Source organism: Sorangium sp. So ce367 (assembly GCF_051520455.1).
Classification (GTDB): domain Bacteria; phylum Myxococcota_A; class Polyangia; order Polyangiales; family Polyangiaceae; genus Sorangium; species Sorangium cellulosum_B.
In genome coordinates this window covers 3,012,867-3,029,285 of sequence record NZ_CP150334.1, presented here as the reverse complement: position 1 = coordinate 3,029,285, position 16,419 = coordinate 3,012,867, and the positions used below count along the sequence as shown (strand labels likewise).

Annotated in this window: 8 protein-coding genes; 5 read left to right on the top strand and 3 right to left on the bottom strand. The window is 71.0% G+C overall.

Features of this window, described 5'->3' with window-relative positions; translation table 11 throughout:
- Nucleotides 1-25: 25 nt before the first annotated feature.
- Entirely contained in the window at nt 26-1,054 is a 1,029-nt protein-coding gene (locus tag WME97_RS11835) for an ABC transporter substrate-binding protein (protein WP_437552008.1), read from the bottom strand.
- Between the two features lie 681 nt (nt 1,055-1,735).
- On the opposite strand from WME97_RS11835, the gene WME97_RS11830 reads away from it, so the two are divergent.
- The 3 genes from WME97_RS11830 (at nt 1,736) to WME97_RS11820 (ending at nt 4,382) form a co-directional block, all read left to right on the top strand.
- Nucleotides 1,736-2,005 carry a hypothetical protein gene (locus tag WME97_RS11830; protein WP_437552007.1) on the top strand — a complete coding sequence of 90 codons (270 nt, stop codon included), beginning with the start codon at nt 1,736-1,738 and terminating at the stop codon, nt 2,003-2,005.
- Between the two features lie 211 nt (nt 2,006-2,216).
- On the top strand, nt 2,217-2,960 hold the full coding sequence (locus WME97_RS11825) for a dienelactone hydrolase family protein (RefSeq protein ID WP_437552006.1): 744 nt from the start codon (nt 2,217-2,219) through the stop codon (nt 2,958-2,960).
- A gap of 216 nt (nt 2,961-3,176) precedes the next feature.
- Nucleotides 3,177-4,382: a vWA domain-containing protein gene (locus tag WME97_RS11820; RefSeq protein WP_437552005.1), complete on the top strand. Its 1,206-nt coding sequence runs from the start codon at nt 3,177-3,179 to the stop codon at nt 4,380-4,382.
- Nucleotides 4,383-4,426: 44 nt separating this feature from the next.
- Here WME97_RS11820 and WME97_RS11815 read toward each other — a convergent pair whose 3' ends face one another.
- Nucleotides 4,427-6,952: a DUF3656 domain-containing U32 family peptidase gene (locus tag WME97_RS11815; protein ID WP_437552004.1), complete on the bottom strand. Its 2,526-nt coding sequence runs from the start codon at nt 6,950-6,952 to the stop codon at nt 4,427-4,429.
- A 322-nt stretch (nt 6,953-7,274) separates the two neighbouring features.
- On the opposite strand from WME97_RS11815, the gene WME97_RS11810 reads away from it, so the two are divergent.
- Both WME97_RS11810 and WME97_RS11805 read left to right on the top strand, forming a co-directional pair.
- Nucleotides 7,275-10,025: an MXAN_6577-like cysteine-rich protein gene (locus tag WME97_RS11810; RefSeq protein WP_437552003.1), complete on the top strand. Its 2,751-nt coding sequence runs from the start codon at nt 7,275-7,277 to the stop codon at nt 10,023-10,025.
- A gap of 86 nt (nt 10,026-10,111) precedes the next feature.
- Nucleotides 10,112-10,990: an alpha/beta fold hydrolase gene (locus WME97_RS11805; protein ID WP_437552002.1), complete on the top strand. Its 879-nt coding sequence runs from the start codon at nt 10,112-10,114 to the stop codon at nt 10,988-10,990.
- An 81-nt stretch (nt 10,991-11,071) separates the two neighbouring features.
- On the opposite strand, the gene WME97_RS11800 is transcribed toward WME97_RS11805, so the two are convergent.
- The gene (locus WME97_RS11800; protein WP_437552001.1) at nt 11,072-16,105 is read right to left on the bottom strand and encodes a thrombospondin type 3 repeat-containing protein; all 5,034 of its coding nucleotides are present in this window, start codon (nt 16,103-16,105) and stop codon (nt 11,072-11,074) included.
- Nucleotides 16,106-16,419: the final 314 nt, after the last annotated feature.

The following is a 16,419-nucleotide window of genomic DNA, read 5'->3' as shown; positions in this document are numbered from 1 at the left end:
GCGGGGCGCCGGCGCCGATCTCTCCTCAGTAGGGCCGCGAGCCGATGGCCGCCGCCGCCTGCTCGCGTTCGAAGATCTGGCCAGGGACGATCGTGCGCTTCGGCACCTTCTCGCCACGCACGATCTTGTCGATCGTGTCGAAGAGCAGGGGGCCGTGCAGGGGGTTGCACTCGACCGTCGCGTTGAGCTTCCCCTCCATCATGGCCTCGAATGCCGGCTTCACAGCGTCGATCGATATCACCTGGATATCCTGCCCGGGCTTCAACCCTGCCGCCTGGATCGCCTGAATCGCCCCGAGCGCCATGTCGTCGTTGTGAGCGTAGACTGCGTTGATCTCGCCCTTGTGGGCCGAGAGCAGCGTCTCCATCACGGCCTTTCCCTTGGTGCGCGTGAAGTCACCGCTCTGGCTCGCGATGATCTTCATGTCCGGATGCTTCGCGATGGCCTCGGCGAAGCCGGTCTTGCGCATCACCGCCACGTCCGCCGCCGGCGTGCCCACGAGCTCGATGATCCGCGCCTTGCCGTTCGTCTGCTTTGCGAGCCACTCCCCTGCCCGCCGCCCCTCCCAGACGAAATCCGCGACCATCACCGTCTCGTACAGATCTTCCTCGGCGTCCACGCCCCGGCTCGTGAGCACCACCGGGATCCCGGCGCGCTTGGCCTCCTTCAACGTCGGCTTCCAGCCCACGGATTCTTGCGGCGCGATGACGATGACGTCGACGCCCTTGGTGATGAACCCGTTGACGGCGTTCACCTGGTTGTTGTGCACGTTCTGACCGTCTGCGAAGAGGAGCTGCACGTGGCGCTTCTCCGCTTCCCCCTGGATCGACTTGCTGTGCGCGATCCTCCAGGAGCTCTCGGCGCCCGTCTGCGAGAAGCCGACGACGATCTCGGTCAGCGCCTTCGGCTTCCGCCGCGCGGTCTCGGCGCCCGGCGCCGGCGTCTGGCCGGCGCGCGCGGCGTCGCTCTCCTCGCGGGAGCAGCCGGCGGCGACGGACGCCGAGCCCAGGATGGCCAGGAACATCCTCCGTGACACGTGGTTCTGTGGGTTCATGCTCTTCAACATAGATCACGCCGCCCCAACGGTTGTCCTCCGGCAGCGTCGCCAGCGCCGCCGGATCTTTGAAGGAATCATCTCCGGTGAACAGCACTCGAGATTTCACGACAGCCGCCGAACAAGGGCGGGATGCGGTGTTCTCTGGTGAAGCCCCCTCGGCTCGATGCCAATCCCCATCGTTCGGCGATCGCTTCCGCGACGACCGACCCAGAGGAGTTGGTGCAAAAATCGATCAGACGAAGAATGCCTCGGTACGCGTGGAAGCCCGAGCAAGGCACAGCAACAAGGATGCTCCTCGGCAGCAATGTGAACGATCACATGGGCAGCGTCAATTCCAATCGACCGGTCCGCAAACAGCCCGAGCCCGAGGGAGCGCGAGGCTGGCGGGGCTCCTCCGGAGCGCCGCGGCGAGAGGCGCGGGCGCGTTGCCGCCGGACCGCTCGAGGAACGCGAAACCGATCAGCGCATCGGCGGCGGGCGCGCGACGCGGGGTGTGGCGTCCGCATGGGCAGCTCGACGTCGCCGCGCGCCGGTGGTGGCGCTCCAGCGCCTGTGTGAACGAGGCCCGAGGCCCGCCCCTCTTGACGCGGCGCTCCGAAGGAGACCTGTCTGCCACCGGGACGCGAGGACGGTCGCTGGCGGCCGTTTCAAGTTGACATCAAGAATGTGAACGTTCACATGCCGTCTCCGGCGCACGGCCTCGACCCGTTCGGCCACGGGCCGGACGACCCGCCCCTCACGCTCGTCTGCGACACCATCGAGCGCGACCTCCTGGGGTCGCCGCCGCTCCGTCTGGTGATGGCGTCGAAGGCCGGAGCGACCAGGACCGAGCGCGGCGCGGCGACGGCGGCGCCTTTCTCGCCTCTTCCCGAGAAGGGCGGTGGAAGGCGCTCTGCATCTCCGCTGGCGGGGCGCACAAGGAGCCGACGATCCCCTGCTGCTGTGTGACCACACCTGCCGATTGCGTACCAACGACGGAGACCGCGTCAGGCCGGCATTTTCGCCACCACGGCGGCGCGACGCTGCTGCCTGGGAAGCAGCGGATCAGCAACTCCGCTGCTCGAGGCGCAGAACGACAACGGTGCTTGCCAAGGCGAGAGGAGGAGAGTAATCCACAAGCCAAACGCAGGAGGAACAGCTGTCACGAGCTACAGTCACGTTGAAGACCCGGGATGGCCAGACCGAAGCGTCCGTCTTCCGTCCCGACGCTGGCAAAGGTCCGTGGCCCGCGGTGCTTGTGTACCAGGACGGCCGCGGCATACGGCCCGCTCTCTTCGAGCTGGGGGAGCGCATCGCGCAGGGCGGCTATCTCGTCCTGTTGCCGGACCTCTTTTACCGCGGCGGCCCCTGCCAGGCGCCGGACGCCGAGGCATTCAGCCGAGATCCGGAGTTCCGCAAGCAGTGGCAGCAGAAGTACATGGCCACGGCCACCAAGGCCAACGTGCGCTCGGACACGGAGGCGTTCCTCGCCTTCCTGGCAGCCGAGCCCGACGTGCGCTCCCTGTCGATCGGCACGACCGGCTATTGCATGGGAGGTGGGTTGTCACTCGCAGCGGCTGGCAACTTTCCGGATCGCGTGATCGCGGCGGCGTCTTACCACGGGGGCAACCTGGCGACCGACGATCCAGACAGCCCGCACCTCCTGGCGCCGCGGATCCGCGCGCGCGTGTACGTGGCGGGCGCGGTCGAGGACGCCTCGTTCCCTGACCAGCAGAAACAGCGCTTGATCGACGCCCTCCAGCAGGCGGGCGTGCAGCACGCGGTCGAGACGTATGAGGGCGCGAAGCACGGCTGGGTCCCCTCCGATTCAGCGGTGTACAACCAGGCCGCCTCCGAGCGCCACTACCAGACATTGCTCGCGCTGTTCGACGCGACGCTCAAGTCGGCACCTCCGAAGAACTGAACGCCGAACCCCGAAGGTCGACGGCGGCGATCCCAGGGGCACGCGCCTGCTGCTCCTCGGCGCGCTCCGGCGCGCCTTGGCACAGAACGCACCACGCGCAGCCACGTAAGCACATGAAATCACTCGTCTCTAGCCCCGGTACGCGCCGTGCATCGAGGCATCCCCGGCCGCGTCCGACGTCGGCGCGTGACGACCCTGGCGGCCGAGGAGATCCACATGCACACCCGTTTCCGCTTCGCTTTCATGGTGGGAGGCCTTCTCGCGCTGGGAGCGTGCTCGGGCGGATCGAGCTCAGCAGAGGGCGGTGACGGGGAGATCCCCGGGAGGGGCACCGGCGCCGACCCCGACGCCGGTCCCGATACGGGCTTCGGCACAGGCGCCGCGGTCGGCTCAGCCGCTTCGGGAGGTGTGTCGGATGGAAGCGGTCCTCCGAGCGAAGGCTCCCCCGGCGGAAGCCTGGGCACAGGAGGAGGCGGCGGCGCAGGCGGCGCAGGCGGCGCAGGCGGCGCAGGCGGCGGAGCCAGCATCGAGCCTGGCACGCTCACCGCCGGCGTCTGGGACGACAATCGCAACTTCGACTTCTTCCTCTCGTACCGGAGCACGCTCTATTCGCAGCAGCTCCCGGGCCTCTTGCCCTTCACGGAGGCCGATCACCAGGCCGCGCACAGCCTCTTCGCGGCGCCTCCAGGAGAAAAGGAGACGCTCGACGTCTCGCTCGTCATCGACACGACCGGCAGCATGAGCGACGAGATCACGTATCTCCAGACGGAGTTCATCGAGCTCTCCGACTCCATCTTCGCCAGGTACCCGAACGCCCAGCAGCGCTGGTCGCTCGTCCTGTACAAGGACACCGAGGACGACTACATCGTCCGGTGGTTCGACTTCCGCTCCGATCCCGACGAGTTCCAGGAGAAGCTCGCCGAGCAGGCAGCCGGCGGCGGCGGCGACTTCCCGGAGGCGCCGGACATGGCGCTCTCCAAGACGGCCGACCTCTCCTGGCGCACGGGCGGCGACACCGCGCGGCTCGCCTTCTGGGTCGCGGACGCGCCCCACCACGAGGAGAACGCCGCAGCGATGGCGAGCGGGATACGAGCCCTGAAGGACCTCGGGGTGGCTGTCTATCCCGTCGCGTCGAGCGGCGTGGATGAGCTCACCGAGCTCAGCATGCGCTCTGCCGCGCAGGTCACGGGCGGCCGATACCTCTTCCTGACGGACGACTCGGGGGTTGGCGGGGCGCACAAGGAGCCGACGATCCCCTGCTATTTCGTCACCAAGCTCGATCGCGCGATCCTGCGCATGGTCGACATCGCGCTCTCGGGCGTGTACCGCGAGCCGGAGCCGTCCGAGATCCTCCGCACCGGCGGTGATCCCCAGGACGGCGCGTGCCAGCTCGCGTCAGGCGGCGAGGTGCTCGTGTTCTGATCGGACCGCCGCTCGTCGCCCCCGCTGGCCCATGGCCGTTCCTCTCACGCCTGCAGCACACGGAGCGACCCGCGCACCACCCCGTAACTGCCCTCGGCCCGCAGCCCGCGCGCGACCTCGGCCGGCGCCACCTCCCCGGCGAGCAGCCGCCGGTACGCCTCCACCACCCGCCGCGCCCCCTCGGCGTCCTCCCGCACCAGCTCGATCCGGAACCGCCGCACGCCGCAGCTCGCGAGCCTCGGCACGAGGTGCGCCGCGCTCTGCGGCGCCGCGTGGAACACCGTGTTCCGACACCCCACGTCCGCCTCGAGCGGGTGATCCATGCCCGCCCGGTCCCGCAGCGACAGCGCGTGATGGTCGCACGGGCGGCCGCAGGTGCGGTGATCCTTGCCCTCGGACAGCGTCGCCGCGATCACGCAGTGCTCCATGTGGAAGAGCGGCATCGGGTGGTGCACAACCACCTCGGCGAACGGCCCGAACGGCGAGTCCAGCAGCGACTCGAGCTGGGCGGCGTCGAGGTCGAACGACGGCGTGAACGCGGCGAGCCCCCGCGAGAGCACCTCGCGCGCGGCCAGCTTGTTCGTGACGTTCAGCGAGAAATCGCCGATCCGGGGCACGCCCGGCGTCTCGTCGAGCAGCGCGCCGAGGCCGCGGACCAGGATCGCCGCCGGCCCGAGCGAGAGCAGGTACCGGTCGATCTTCTCCTCGCCCGGCTTGCGGATCCGCGGCGGCGCCACCCCGACGGAGGCCCCGGCCGCGATCAGCTCGCGCGCCGCGGCGCCGAGGCCGACCATCTCCAGGAAATCGAGGTAGACGCCGCTCGCGCCGGCGTCGAGCGCCGCCCGCGCCTGCGCCACGTTGCGGCACAGCACGAAGAGGCCCGGCGCCGGCGGCGGCGCGTCCGGCGGAGCGACCCCGGCGACGAGCCCTTCGGCCGAGAGCGGCGCCGACGGATGGGGGCGGTGCGACGCCTCGATCAGCGCCGCGACGAGCGCCCGGCGGGCGCGGTTGAGCGCCGACGGCGGCACGAGCGCGGGCCCGTCGAGCGACAGACCGACGCCGCGCAGGGAAAACGGCGTGTCGCCCAGCCGATCCAGCTGCGTCCGCAGCGTGGCCTCGTCGAGCGGCGATCGATCGGCGCGGCCGAGCGGGGTGTCGAGCTCGACCGAGGCCGACGCCCCGCCCTCCGTCGCCGCCGAGAGCCGCGGGCGCTCGCCGAGGCGGCCCTCGAGGCGGACGTCGATCGCCACCCGGCGCTGGGCGCGGTCGAGCGCCTCGCGGACCGCACGCGTGGCGACGGGGTCGCTCGTGCGAAAGACCCGGCGCCCGCGCAGCCCCCGCGCGCCGCTCAGCACGTCCTCCGGCAGCCGCCGGTCCGGGCCGAGCCAGACCTCGACGTCGCCGCCCGCCGGCGCGCGCTCGACCTCGCGGCCGGCGGCCCACAGGCCCCAGATGCGGCCGCCGATCTCGCCCTCGCCGGCGAACCCGCCCTCCACGAGGATCCCCTCGCCGCGCGCGAGCGGCCTGGCGGCGCGCACGACCAGCACCTCGTGGCCGCGCCGGCGCGCGGCGCCGCGCGCCTCGCCGACCTCGATGCCGCGGTGATCGCAGGTGCGGCCGTCGACGAGGCGCTGGTGGTCGACGCCGCGCAGGAAGCCGGGGCCCGAGCCCCGCGAGAACGCCTGGAGCGCCGCCTCGCGCTCCCCGGGCCCCGGACCCGCCCCCTCGCCCAGCGCCGCGTCGATCGCGGCGCGGTAGAGCCGCGCGGTGGCGCCGACGTACTCGGGGCCCTTGAGGCGCCCCTCGATCTTCACCGAGGCGACGCCGAGCGCGACGAGGTCGGGGATGACGTCGGTGGCGTCGAGATCCTCCGGCGACAGGAGGTAGGCCGCGTCGCCGAGGTCGCGCAGCGCGCCGTCGACGACGAGGCGGTACGGCAGGCGGCAGGCCTGGGCGCAGGCGCCGCGGTTGGCGCTGCGGCCGCCGATGGCCTCGCTCGTCAGGCACTGCCCCGAGTAGGCGATGCAGAGCGCGCCGTGGACGAAGACCTCGAGCTCGACGTCGGTCGCCCGGCGGATGGCGGCGATGTCGTCGAGCGAGAGCTCCCGGGCGAGGATGACGCGCGCGGCGCCGAGCGATCGCGCGAGCTCGACGCCGGCCGCGTCGGTGCAGGTCATCTGCGTGGAGGCGTGGATCGGGAGCCCGGGCGCGATCGCCCGCGCGAGGCGCATCACCCCGAGGTCCTGGACGATGACCGCGTCGACGCCGGCCGCGGCGCACGCCTCGATCGCGCCGCGGACCGCCGGGAGCTCGTCGTCGAACACCAGCGTGTTCAGGGTGACGTAGCCCTTCACGCCGTGGGCGTGGAGGAAGCGCACCGCCTCCTCGAGCTCCGCCGCGTCGAAGTTCGCGGCCCGCGCGCGGGCGTTGAAGGGCGACGCCGCGCCGCCGCCCGCGGCGCCCCCCCGGAGGCCGAAGTAGACGGCATCGGCCCCGCCGCGCACGGCGGCTTCCATGGCGGCGCGATCACCGGCGGGAGCGAGGACTTCAGGGCGCGCGGGCCGCGACATGCGGGCGGTTCTAGCAAGGGGTGGCGCGGTTGTCGCTCTTGTCGCTCCCTGGCGCGGGCCAGCCCTACCGAAGAGCCCGCCGGACGGCGCGCCTTGACCTCGCTTCGCGACGTGAGGCACGATCGTGAAGCGGCCTACCCGGCCGAGGTGCCGTCGGGTCGCCGGCCGGCGCAGCGAGGCCTCGACGACAGGGTCGGATGAGCGGAGCGGCCACGTCAGCCATCAACCACCAGCGCGGAGCCCGGGAGCCGAACGTCGGAGAGGCGCGCGCGTTCTCCGCCGGCTCGCGCGCGTCGACGGCGCGTGCCGCAGGGGGATCTCGATGAACAGACACGGATTTCGCTTCGGGCGCGCGCTCTCGAGGGCCGCGCTCTGGCTGCCTGCCGCGCTCCTCGCGGCGGCGTCCGCGTGCGGCGGCGACGACGCCCCGGCGCCGCGCTGCGAGGCTCCCTACTCGGTCTGCGGCGGGGCCTGCGTGGCGCTGCACGCCGATCCGGAGCACTGCGGCGCGTGCGGCGAGGAATGTCGGGCCGGGGAGGCGTGCGTGAAGGGCGCATGCGAGCCGCTGGGGACCGGCGGCGGCGGCGGCGGCGGCGACGGAGGTGGCGGCAACGGCGGCGGGCTATCCGAGTGCCGCGAGGGCCGCTACGTGAAGCTCTGCGGCGACGAGTGCGTCGACACGCGCACCGACCCGGACCATTGCGGCAAGTGCGGCGCGCCGTGCCCGCCGGGGCGCGCGTGCTCCGGATCCGTCTGCCGGCAGGCCTGCCTCCCGGGCCTCACCGACTGCGCCGGCAGCTGCGTGGACCTCGCCGCAGATCCGCAGCACTGCGGCCGGTGCGATCGCGCCTGCGACCCCGGGCGCCCCTGCGAGGGCGGCACCTGCGCGTGCAGCGCGGAGCCCTCCCAGGACATCGGCTCCGCCGTCCCGCAGCGGGTGAGCGGCACGACGATCGGCGCCGACGACGGCCGCTGGCTGACCTGCTCGGGGCCTGGCGCGGCCGATCAGGCGTTCCTGTTCACGGCGCCTCACGCGGGGACATACCTGTTCGACACCTTCGAGGCCCCGTACGACACGGCGCTCGGCGCGCTGCGGGCGGACACGTGCGAGGAGCTGGCCTGCAACGACAACGCGGGGAGCGTCCAGTCGCAGATCTCCGTCGATCTCGCCGAGGGCGAGCGCATCCTCGTGGTGGTGAGCGGCGCGCGCGACGCGCAGGGCGACTTCACGCTCCGCGTGGCCGAGCTCGGGCCGGTCCAGTGCGCGCCGACCGCCCTCGATCCCGTCGTCCCGCAGACGGTGACGGGCACGACCGTCCTGCGCGAGGACACGGTGGTCGCCGAGTGCGACATCAGCGCGACCCCGGACGCCACGTACACGTTCACGGCCCCGTCGGACGGCACGTACGTGTTCAGCGGGCGCGCCCCGTCGGACCTGATCGTCGAGGTCCGCGAGGGCGGCACGTGCACGGGCCGCTCGCTCCACTGCCGCTACGGCGCCGGCCGGTCGAACGCGTCCGCGACGCTCGAGGCCGGTCAGACGGTGCTCGTCGCCGTGGCGGATCCGGCCGGCCCGCTGGCGAGCTTCACGCTGGAGATCGTCGAGGGCCCTCCGTGCCCGGCCGTCCAGATCGGCGCCACCCTGCCGCAGACGGTGACCGGGAACAACGAGCACCTCCGCGACGTGATCTCGGCCTGCGCGACCTTCTCGACCGGGGGCGAGGCGACCCACGGCTTCACCGCGCCGCGCGAGGGCATCTACACGTTCGACGCGAGCGGCTCGAGCTTCCCCGTCCTCATGGAGGCGCGCCGCGCCTCGTGCGACGGCGATCTCATCGCGTGCGCCGACGGCCTGTTCGAGCCGGCGCTCATCACGCTCTCGCTCGCGGCCGGCGAGACGGTCATCCTCGTGGTGGACACCGCGGGCCCGACGGGCGACTACCGGCTCGAGGTCGACGAGGTGCCGTGCCCGCTCATCGATCTCGGCCGGATGGTGCCGCAGACGGTCACGGGCACGACCGCGGATCTCGCCGATCACCTCGCGCCGGACTGCGCCTCTCGCGGGGCCCCCGAGGCGACCTATCGCTTCACCGCCCCGGCCGACGCGCTCTACATCTTCGACACGGAGGGCTCGGCGCTCGATACGGTCCTGGACGTGCTGAAGGGCTCGTGCTCTGGCCCCTCGCTCAGGTGCAATGACAACGTGGACCCCGCGGGGGTCGTCACCCACTCGCGGGCGAGCCTGTTCCTCTCCGCCGGCCAGACGGTGATCGTCTCCGTGGACAGCGTGTCGGCGAGCGGCGATTACACGCTCAACATCACCCAGCGCGAGACGCCGCCGTGCCCTCTCTTCGCGCTCGACGCCGTGGTCCCGCAGACGGTCACGGGCAGCACCGAGGGCTATCCCGATCTCCTGGCGCCCTCCTGCGCCACGGTGCCCGGCGGCGAGGCGACGTACAGCTTCACCGCGCCTGTAGATGGCTTCTACCGCATGAACACCGTGGGTTCCACGGTCGATACAATCCTGTCCGTGCGCGACGGCGGGTGCAAAGGCGACGAGATGGCCTGCGTCAACGACAGCAGGGACTCGAGCAAGCTCGTGTGGCTCGACGCCGGCCAGACCGCCCTGATCAGCGTCGACAGCCACGGCGCGGAGGGCGACTACATGCTCAACGTGGACCTCTTCGACGGCACCGGCACGTGCGATAAGCCCATCGAGCTCGCGCCCCTCGCCTCCCAGACCGCGACGGGGACGACCAAGGGGAGCCTCGCCAAGGTGGACGCGAGCTGCGGCGGCATCGACGCGCCTGAGGTGGTCTATCTGTTCACCGCGCCGGAGGCGGGGACGTACACGATCGACACGGCCGGCTCCGACTACGACACCGTGCTCGCCGTCTTCAACGGGAACTGCTACGGCGAGGAGATCGCGTGCAGCGACGACGTGCACGGGGAGGACCTGCACCTGTTCACGTCGGAGGTCACGGTGTCGCTCGACGCAGGGCAGACCATCGTCATCGCGGTCGACGGCGCGTTCGAGGAATCCGGCGTTTACGAGCTCAACATCCATCCGTAACCGCGCACTGCGCACCGCGCACCGCCGCCGTCGAGCGGCGCGGAGCGCCTGGCATCCTCGGTGCAGGTCAACTACCTTGGGGCCCTATGATCAGCGGCGTGGTGGAGCCCGTCCGGCTCGGGAAGACGGCGCTTCCAGACGGCCGGCAGCTGGGCTGGGCGGAGTGGGGACCGGAGGACGGCATTCCCGTGCTGCTCTGCCCCGGCGGCGCCACGAGCCGATCGATGGGGTTCGGGGGTGACGTCGTCGATGGGCTCGGCGTGCGGCTGATCTCCGTGGATCGCCCGGGGCTCGGGGCGTCGGACCAGGCCCCGGGCCGCACGCTCGGCGACTGGGCGCAGGACATACGGCGCTTCCTCGAGGCGCGGCAGCTGTCCGGCGTGGCGGCCGTCGGGTTCTCGGCGGGCGCGCCGTTCGCCCTGGCCTGCGCCGCGGCCGGCGTCGTGGCGGGCGTGGCCGTGGTCGCGGGGACCGATGAGCTGGCGAATCCGGTGTTCGCCGATGCGCTGGCGCCGGACGTGCGGCGGCTCGTGGAGCTGGCGGCGACCGACGCTGGGCGCGCGGAGGCGTTCTTCGGCGGGTTCAGCGCCGAGGCGATGTGGGGCTTCGTCATCTCGACGCTCGCGGACGTCGACCGCGCGGTGTACACCGCCCCGGTGTTCGAGCGCGCTTACCGGCGCGCGATGGATGAGGCGTTCTCGCAGGGGCCGGCCGGCTACGCGCGCGACACGGTGCTCACGATGAGCCCGTGGCCGTTCGATCCGGCGAGCATCCGCGCGCCGATCGACCTGTGGTACGGCGCGCGGGACACGAGCGCTGTGCACTCGCCGGACTTCGGGGCGTCGCTCGCCGGGCGGCTGCGCGCGGCAGAGCGGCGCGTGCTCCCGGAGGCGGGAGGGTCGCTGCTGTGGACGCATGCGGAGGAGATCCTGCGCTCGCTGCTCGGGCGCACGCGCGGGCGGTGAGCCCCTGGCGACGATCGGAGATGACCCTGGCCGCCGTGGCGGTCGCTGCCGGCGGCGGAAGCGGCCAGGGTCAGAGGGCGGTCAGTAGAAGCACACCTCGAGCGAGGGGCGGTTGGTGAGAATGCCGTGCTCGCTCGAACGGTAGCTGGTGAGCGCCGTCAGGTCCTCCTCCAGGAGCAGACCGTGGTTCGGGTGCACGCCGTCGACCCACGCCTGCACGAGCGCTGTCAGGTCGACGGTCGCGACGCCCGACGACGCCCCGACGAACGTCGCCTCGACGGCCGGCTCGAAGCCGTCGGCGACGCTGCTCCAGGTGACCGTGGACTCCTCCCAGGCGCTGCTGATGCGGTGCACCCGGATCTCGCCCGTGCCGGCGCTGTAGAGCGTCGTGCTGAACGTGGCCGACTCGACCGTGGCGCCGTACGGGATGGAGTCGAGCGCGAAGCGATACAGCGCGTTCTTCTCCGCGCCGCTGCTCAGCCCCGTGTGGAGGTAGGGTGAGCTGCCCTCGTTGTAGCTCGGGTACAGCGCCCAGATCGTCGAGTCCGCCACCTGGCCGTGGACGCCCCGCTGGATCGTCACGCAGGTGACGTCGCAATAGCCGTCGCCGTCCGCGTCGGGGCAGCCGACGGCGCAGTCGGCGTCGCAGCCGTCGCCGCCGTCGGTGTTGCCGTCGTCGCACTCCTCGCCGTCGTCGACGATGCCGTCGCCGCAGACAGGCGCGTCGGCGACGCTCGCATAAGCGAAGACGAACGTGTTCGGCTCCCCGAGCTCCGGTCCGCCGGGGGTGTTCGGCTGGCCGAACGAGTAGGCCTCGGCCGCGACGGCGGCCAGGGCGCTCCGGGCGTCGTCCTCGGTGCCCGCGGCGCCGTAGAACGTCTTGAAGACCTTGCTCTCGCCGGGCGCGAGCTCGCCGAAGTCAAAGTCGAAGAGCGCGCCGTGATCGGTCGGGCCCGCGTCGGTCACCGGGCCAGGCTGATAGCTGCTGAACGAGAACGGGTTGGCGCTGTTGAATCCATTGGTGTCCGTGCGGAACAGCTCCGGGGCCGTCCCCATGTCGATGGTCACGTACTCGTCGAACGGCGTGGGATAGGTGTCCCAGTCCATGACGCGCCGGTAACGCAGATCCACCGGATCCGGGCTGATGTTGTCGATGGTCACGACCACCTCGTAGAGCCAGGGGGTCAGCGCCGACGGGCGGTAGTCGTGCGTGACGATGAACGTCGAGCCCACCTGGACCGTGGAGACCGCGGTGCTCCCCGTGGACGAGAAGCTCAGGACCGTCATGTTCACGGCGCCGCCGTCCTGGGACACGTTCGCGTAACCGGTCACCCCGGAGGTGGCGTCGCCGACGCCCCACCCTTCGGCCTGCGCGCCCGGCTCGACCGACGGGTTGGTCGTGGGCAGGTAACGCAGCCCCAGGTACCCGAGGCCCAGAGGATCCCCGGGGAACGGGTGGTTCAGGTGGCCCTCGCAGTTGACGCCGAGCTGGACGTTGCCGTTGTCGATGATCGCGCCGCAGGGATCGCAGGCGTCGCCGTGGCCGTCACCGTCGCGGTCCGCCTGGTCGGGGTTGTAGCTGAACGGGCAGCTGTCATTCCCGTCGCAGAGCCCATCTCCATCGCTGTCGTACGCGCCCGATCCTGCGCAGGAGTCGCAGGCGTCGCCCACGCCGTCGCCGTCGCTGTCCGCCTGGTCGGGGTTGGTGTTGTCCACGCAGTTGTCCGCCGAGTCGCAGGTCCCGTCGGAGTCCCAGTCGGATTCCCCGGCGGCGTAGCAGGCGTCGCACGCGTCGCCTCGGCCGTTCCAGTCGCTGTCTTCCTGGCCGGGGTTCGGCGTCTCCGCGCAGTTGTCGCAGACGTCGCCCACGCCGTCCTCGTCGGCGTCGCTCTGATCCGGGTTGAAGAAGTAATAGCAGTTGTCCGCGCCGTCGCAGAGACCATCGCCGTCGCTGTCGTACAATCCCGATCCTGCGCAGTAGTCGCAGACGTCGCCGATGCCATCGCTGTCCGCGTCGCTCTGGTCCGGGTTGTAGTAGTAGTGGCAGTTGTCTGTCCCATCGCAGGAGCCATCACCGTCGCTGTCGTACGACCCCGATCCTGCGCAGTAGTCGCAGACGTCGCCGCGCCCGTCGCCGTCGCTGTCCGCCTGGTCGGGGTTGGTGTAGCCCGCGCAGTTGTCTACCGTGTCGCAGACCCCGTCGGCATCCCAGTCGGGATCTCCGGAGGCGTAGCAGGCGTCGCACGCGTCGCCTCGGCCGTTCCAGTCGCTGTCTTCCTGGCCGGGGTTCGGCGTCGCCGCGCAGTTGTCGCAGGCGTCGCCCAGGCCGTCGCCGTCGGCGTCGCTCTGGTCAGGGTTGGCGGCATAGTAGCAGTTGTCCGCCGAGTCGCAGGCCCCATCGCCGTCCGAGTCGGTGCTCCCGGCGGCGTAGCAGGCGTCGCACGCGTCGCCTCGGCCGTTCCAGTCGCTGTCTTCCTGGCGGGGGTTCGGCGTCTCCGCGCAGTTGTCGCAGGCGTCGCCCAGGCCGTCGCCGTCGGCGTCGCTCTGGTCGGGGTTGGAGACGTAATAGCAGTTGTCCGCCTCTTCGCAGAGCCCATCGCCGTCGCTGTCGTACACCCCCGGGCCCGCGCAGTAGTCGCAGGCGTCCCCGATCCCGTCGCCGTCCGCGTCGCGCTGGTCAGGGTTGTAATAATAGCAGTTGTCTGCACCATCGCAGGACCCATCGCCGTCGCTGTCGTACGACCCCGATCCTGCGCAGTAGTCGCAGGCGTCCCCGATCCCGTCGCCGTCCGCGTCGCGCTGGTCAGGGTTGTAATAATAGCAGTTGTCCGCACCATCGCAGGCGCCATCGCCGTCGCTGTCGTACGCCCCTGATCCTGCGCAGTAATCGCAGACGTCGCCGATGCCATCGCTGTCCCTGTCGCTCTGGTCAGGGTTGTAATAGGTGAAGCAGTTGTCTGCGCCATCGCAGGCGCCATCACCATCGCTGTCGAACCACCCCGATCCCGCGCAGGAATCGCAGACGTCGCCGGCCCCGTCGCCGTCGCTGTCCGCCTGGTCGGGGTTGGTGTAGCCCGCGCAGTTGTCCACCGTGTCGCAGACCCCGTCGCCATCCGAGTCGAAAACCCCGGAGGCGTAGCAGGCGTCGCACGCGTCGCCTCGGCCGTTCCAGTCGCTGTCTTCCTGGCCGGGGTTCGGCGTCTCCGCGCAGTTATCGCAGACGTCGCCCACCGCGTCGCCGTCGCTGTCCGCCTGGTCGGGGTTGGAGGCATAATAGCAGTTGTCGGCCGAGTCGCAGGCGCCGTCGCCGTCCGAGTCGAAGCCCCCGGAGGCGTAGCAGGCGTCGCACGCGTCGCCTCGGCCGTTCCAGTCGCTGTCTTCCTGGCCCGGGTTCGGCGTCTCCGCGCAGTTATCGCAGACGTCGCCCAGCCCGTCGCCGTCGCTGTCGCTCTGGTCCGGGTTGTACGCATAGTAGCAGTTGTCCGCGCCATCGCAGGCGCCATCACCGTCGCTGTCGTACACCCCCGGCCCAGCGCAGTAATCGCAGACGTCGCCCACGCCGTCGCTGTCACCGTCGCTCTGGTCAGGGTTGTAATAGGTGTAGCAGTTGTCCGCGCCATCGCAGGCGCCATCACCGTCGCTGTCGTACGCCCCAGAGCCTGCGCAGGCGTCGCACGCGTCGCCGAGCCCGTCGCCGTCGCTGTCTGACTGGTCGGGGTTGGTGTAGCTCGCGCAGTTGTCTACCGTGTCGCAGACCCCGTCGGCATCCCAATCGGAGTGCCCGGAGGCGTAGCAGGCGTCGCACGCGTCGCCTCGGCCGTTCCAGTCGCCATCTCCCTGACCGGGGTTCGGCGTCTCCGCGCAGTTGTCGCAGACGTCGCCCACCCCGTCGCCGTCGCCGTCGCTCTGGTCCGGGTTGTAGGCGTAGTAGCAGTTGTCCGCGTCGTCGCAGAGCCCATCGCCGTCGCTGTCAGACGCCCCCGGCCCCGCGCAGTAATCGCAGGCATCACCCACGCCGTCGCCGTCGGCGTCGCTCTGGTCCGGGTTGTAGTAGTAGCAATTGTCTGCCCCATCGCAGACTTCATCACCGTCGCTGTCGTACGAACCCGATCCTGCGCAGTAGTCGCAGACGTCGCCGGTCCCGTCACCGTCGCTGTCGGCCTGGTCGGGGTTGGTGTAGCCCACGCAGTTGTCGACCGTGTCGCAGACCCCGTCGGTGTCCCAGTCGGTGCTCCCGGCGGCGTAGCAGGTGTCGCATGCATCACCGCGGCCGTTCCCGTCGCGGTCTTCCTGGCGGGGGTTCGGCGCCTCCGCGCAGTTGTCGCAGACGTCGCCCACCCGGTCGCCGTCGCCGTCGCGCTGGTCCGGGTTGTAGGCGTGGTAGCAGTTGTCCGCGCCATCGCAGAGCCCATCGCCGTCGCTGTCAGACACCCCCGATCCCGCGCAGGCGTCGCAGACATCGCCCACGCCATCGCCGTCGGCGTCGCTCTGGTCCGGGTTGTAGTCGTAGTAGCAGTTGTCGCTCCCATTGCAGAGCCCATCGCCGTCGCTGTCAGACACCCCCGGCCCCGCGCAGTCGTCGCAGGCGTCGCCGAACCCGTCGCCATCCACATCGCCCTGATCCGGGTTGGCGGTCGCGCCGCAGTTGTCGCATCCCTGGCCCGCGCCCACCGCGAGGCCGTCGCCATCCGCGTCCGCGCTCCCCACGGAGCCGACGTCGAACGTGTAGCTGCCGCAGAGCTCCCGATCGGCGCAGCTCGGGCGGGTGTTGGCCGGGTCGCCGTCGAACAGGCACGCTGACGCCGCCCCCTCGTCCGACGCGACGTCGACGCGCACGTGGCCCCACGCAACGGCATCGTCACCGACCGTCTCGACCTGGAAGTCGTTACAGCTCGCGGGGTTGTAGAGCTCGAGCAACGCCGGATCGGTGATGCTCACCCGGAGCGGCGTGCCGTTGCAGAAGCAGTCGTTCGAGCTGGGTACGGTGTCGAGCAGCGCGCCGTTCATGTACAGCGCGAAGCTGTTCACGCCGCAGTCCGCGTGGCCGATGGTGTACGTGATCGCGGTGGTGGCCGCGTGCGCCGCATCGGGCAGCAGCACGCAGCCGAGTAACAAGCCAAGCGTACGGAATAACAAGAAGCCAATTTTGCCGCGACGGCGCATGGTTCCTCCTGGGTCTCGGGGCGCTCGCACCGGAGCGCACGGGGGCAAGGTGCAGATCCGATCGCCCGGCAAACACGCCTATCACAGGTGCCGTCACAGCGACGATGACAAACGATTACAGCCGTCGACGACGCCAGCGGGTCGCAAAGGCGCCTTGACGGCCGTCCCGCACATTCGTGACCACGGCGCACCCTGGGCACCGCGGCCGGCGCATCACCTCCTCCAGGGCCCTACGCAGACACGGGCGATATCGACTTCGTGCTGCG

Excerpts from the sequence above, each read along its gene's own strand:
- WME97_RS11835 (WP_437552008.1), bottom strand. The coding sequence starts at position 1,054 with ATGAACCCACAGAACCACGTGTCACGGAGGATGTTCCTGGCCATCCTG.
- WME97_RS11830 (WP_437552007.1), top strand. The coding sequence starts at position 1,736 with ATGCCGTCTCCGGCGCACGGCCTCGACCCGTTCGGCCACGGGCCGGAC.
- WME97_RS11820 (WP_437552005.1), top strand. The coding sequence starts at position 3,177 with ATGCACACCCGTTTCCGCTTCGCTTTCATGGTGGGAGGCCTTCTCGCG.
- WME97_RS11815 (WP_437552004.1), bottom strand. The coding sequence starts at position 6,952 with ATGTCGCGGCCCGCGCGCCCTGAAGTCCTCGCTCCCGCCGGTGATCGC.
- WME97_RS11810 (WP_437552003.1), top strand. The coding sequence starts at position 7,275 with ATGAACAGACACGGATTTCGCTTCGGGCGCGCGCTCTCGAGGGCCGCG.
- WME97_RS11805 (WP_437552002.1), top strand. The coding sequence starts at position 10,112 with ATGATCAGCGGCGTGGTGGAGCCCGTCCGGCTCGGGAAGACGGCGCTT.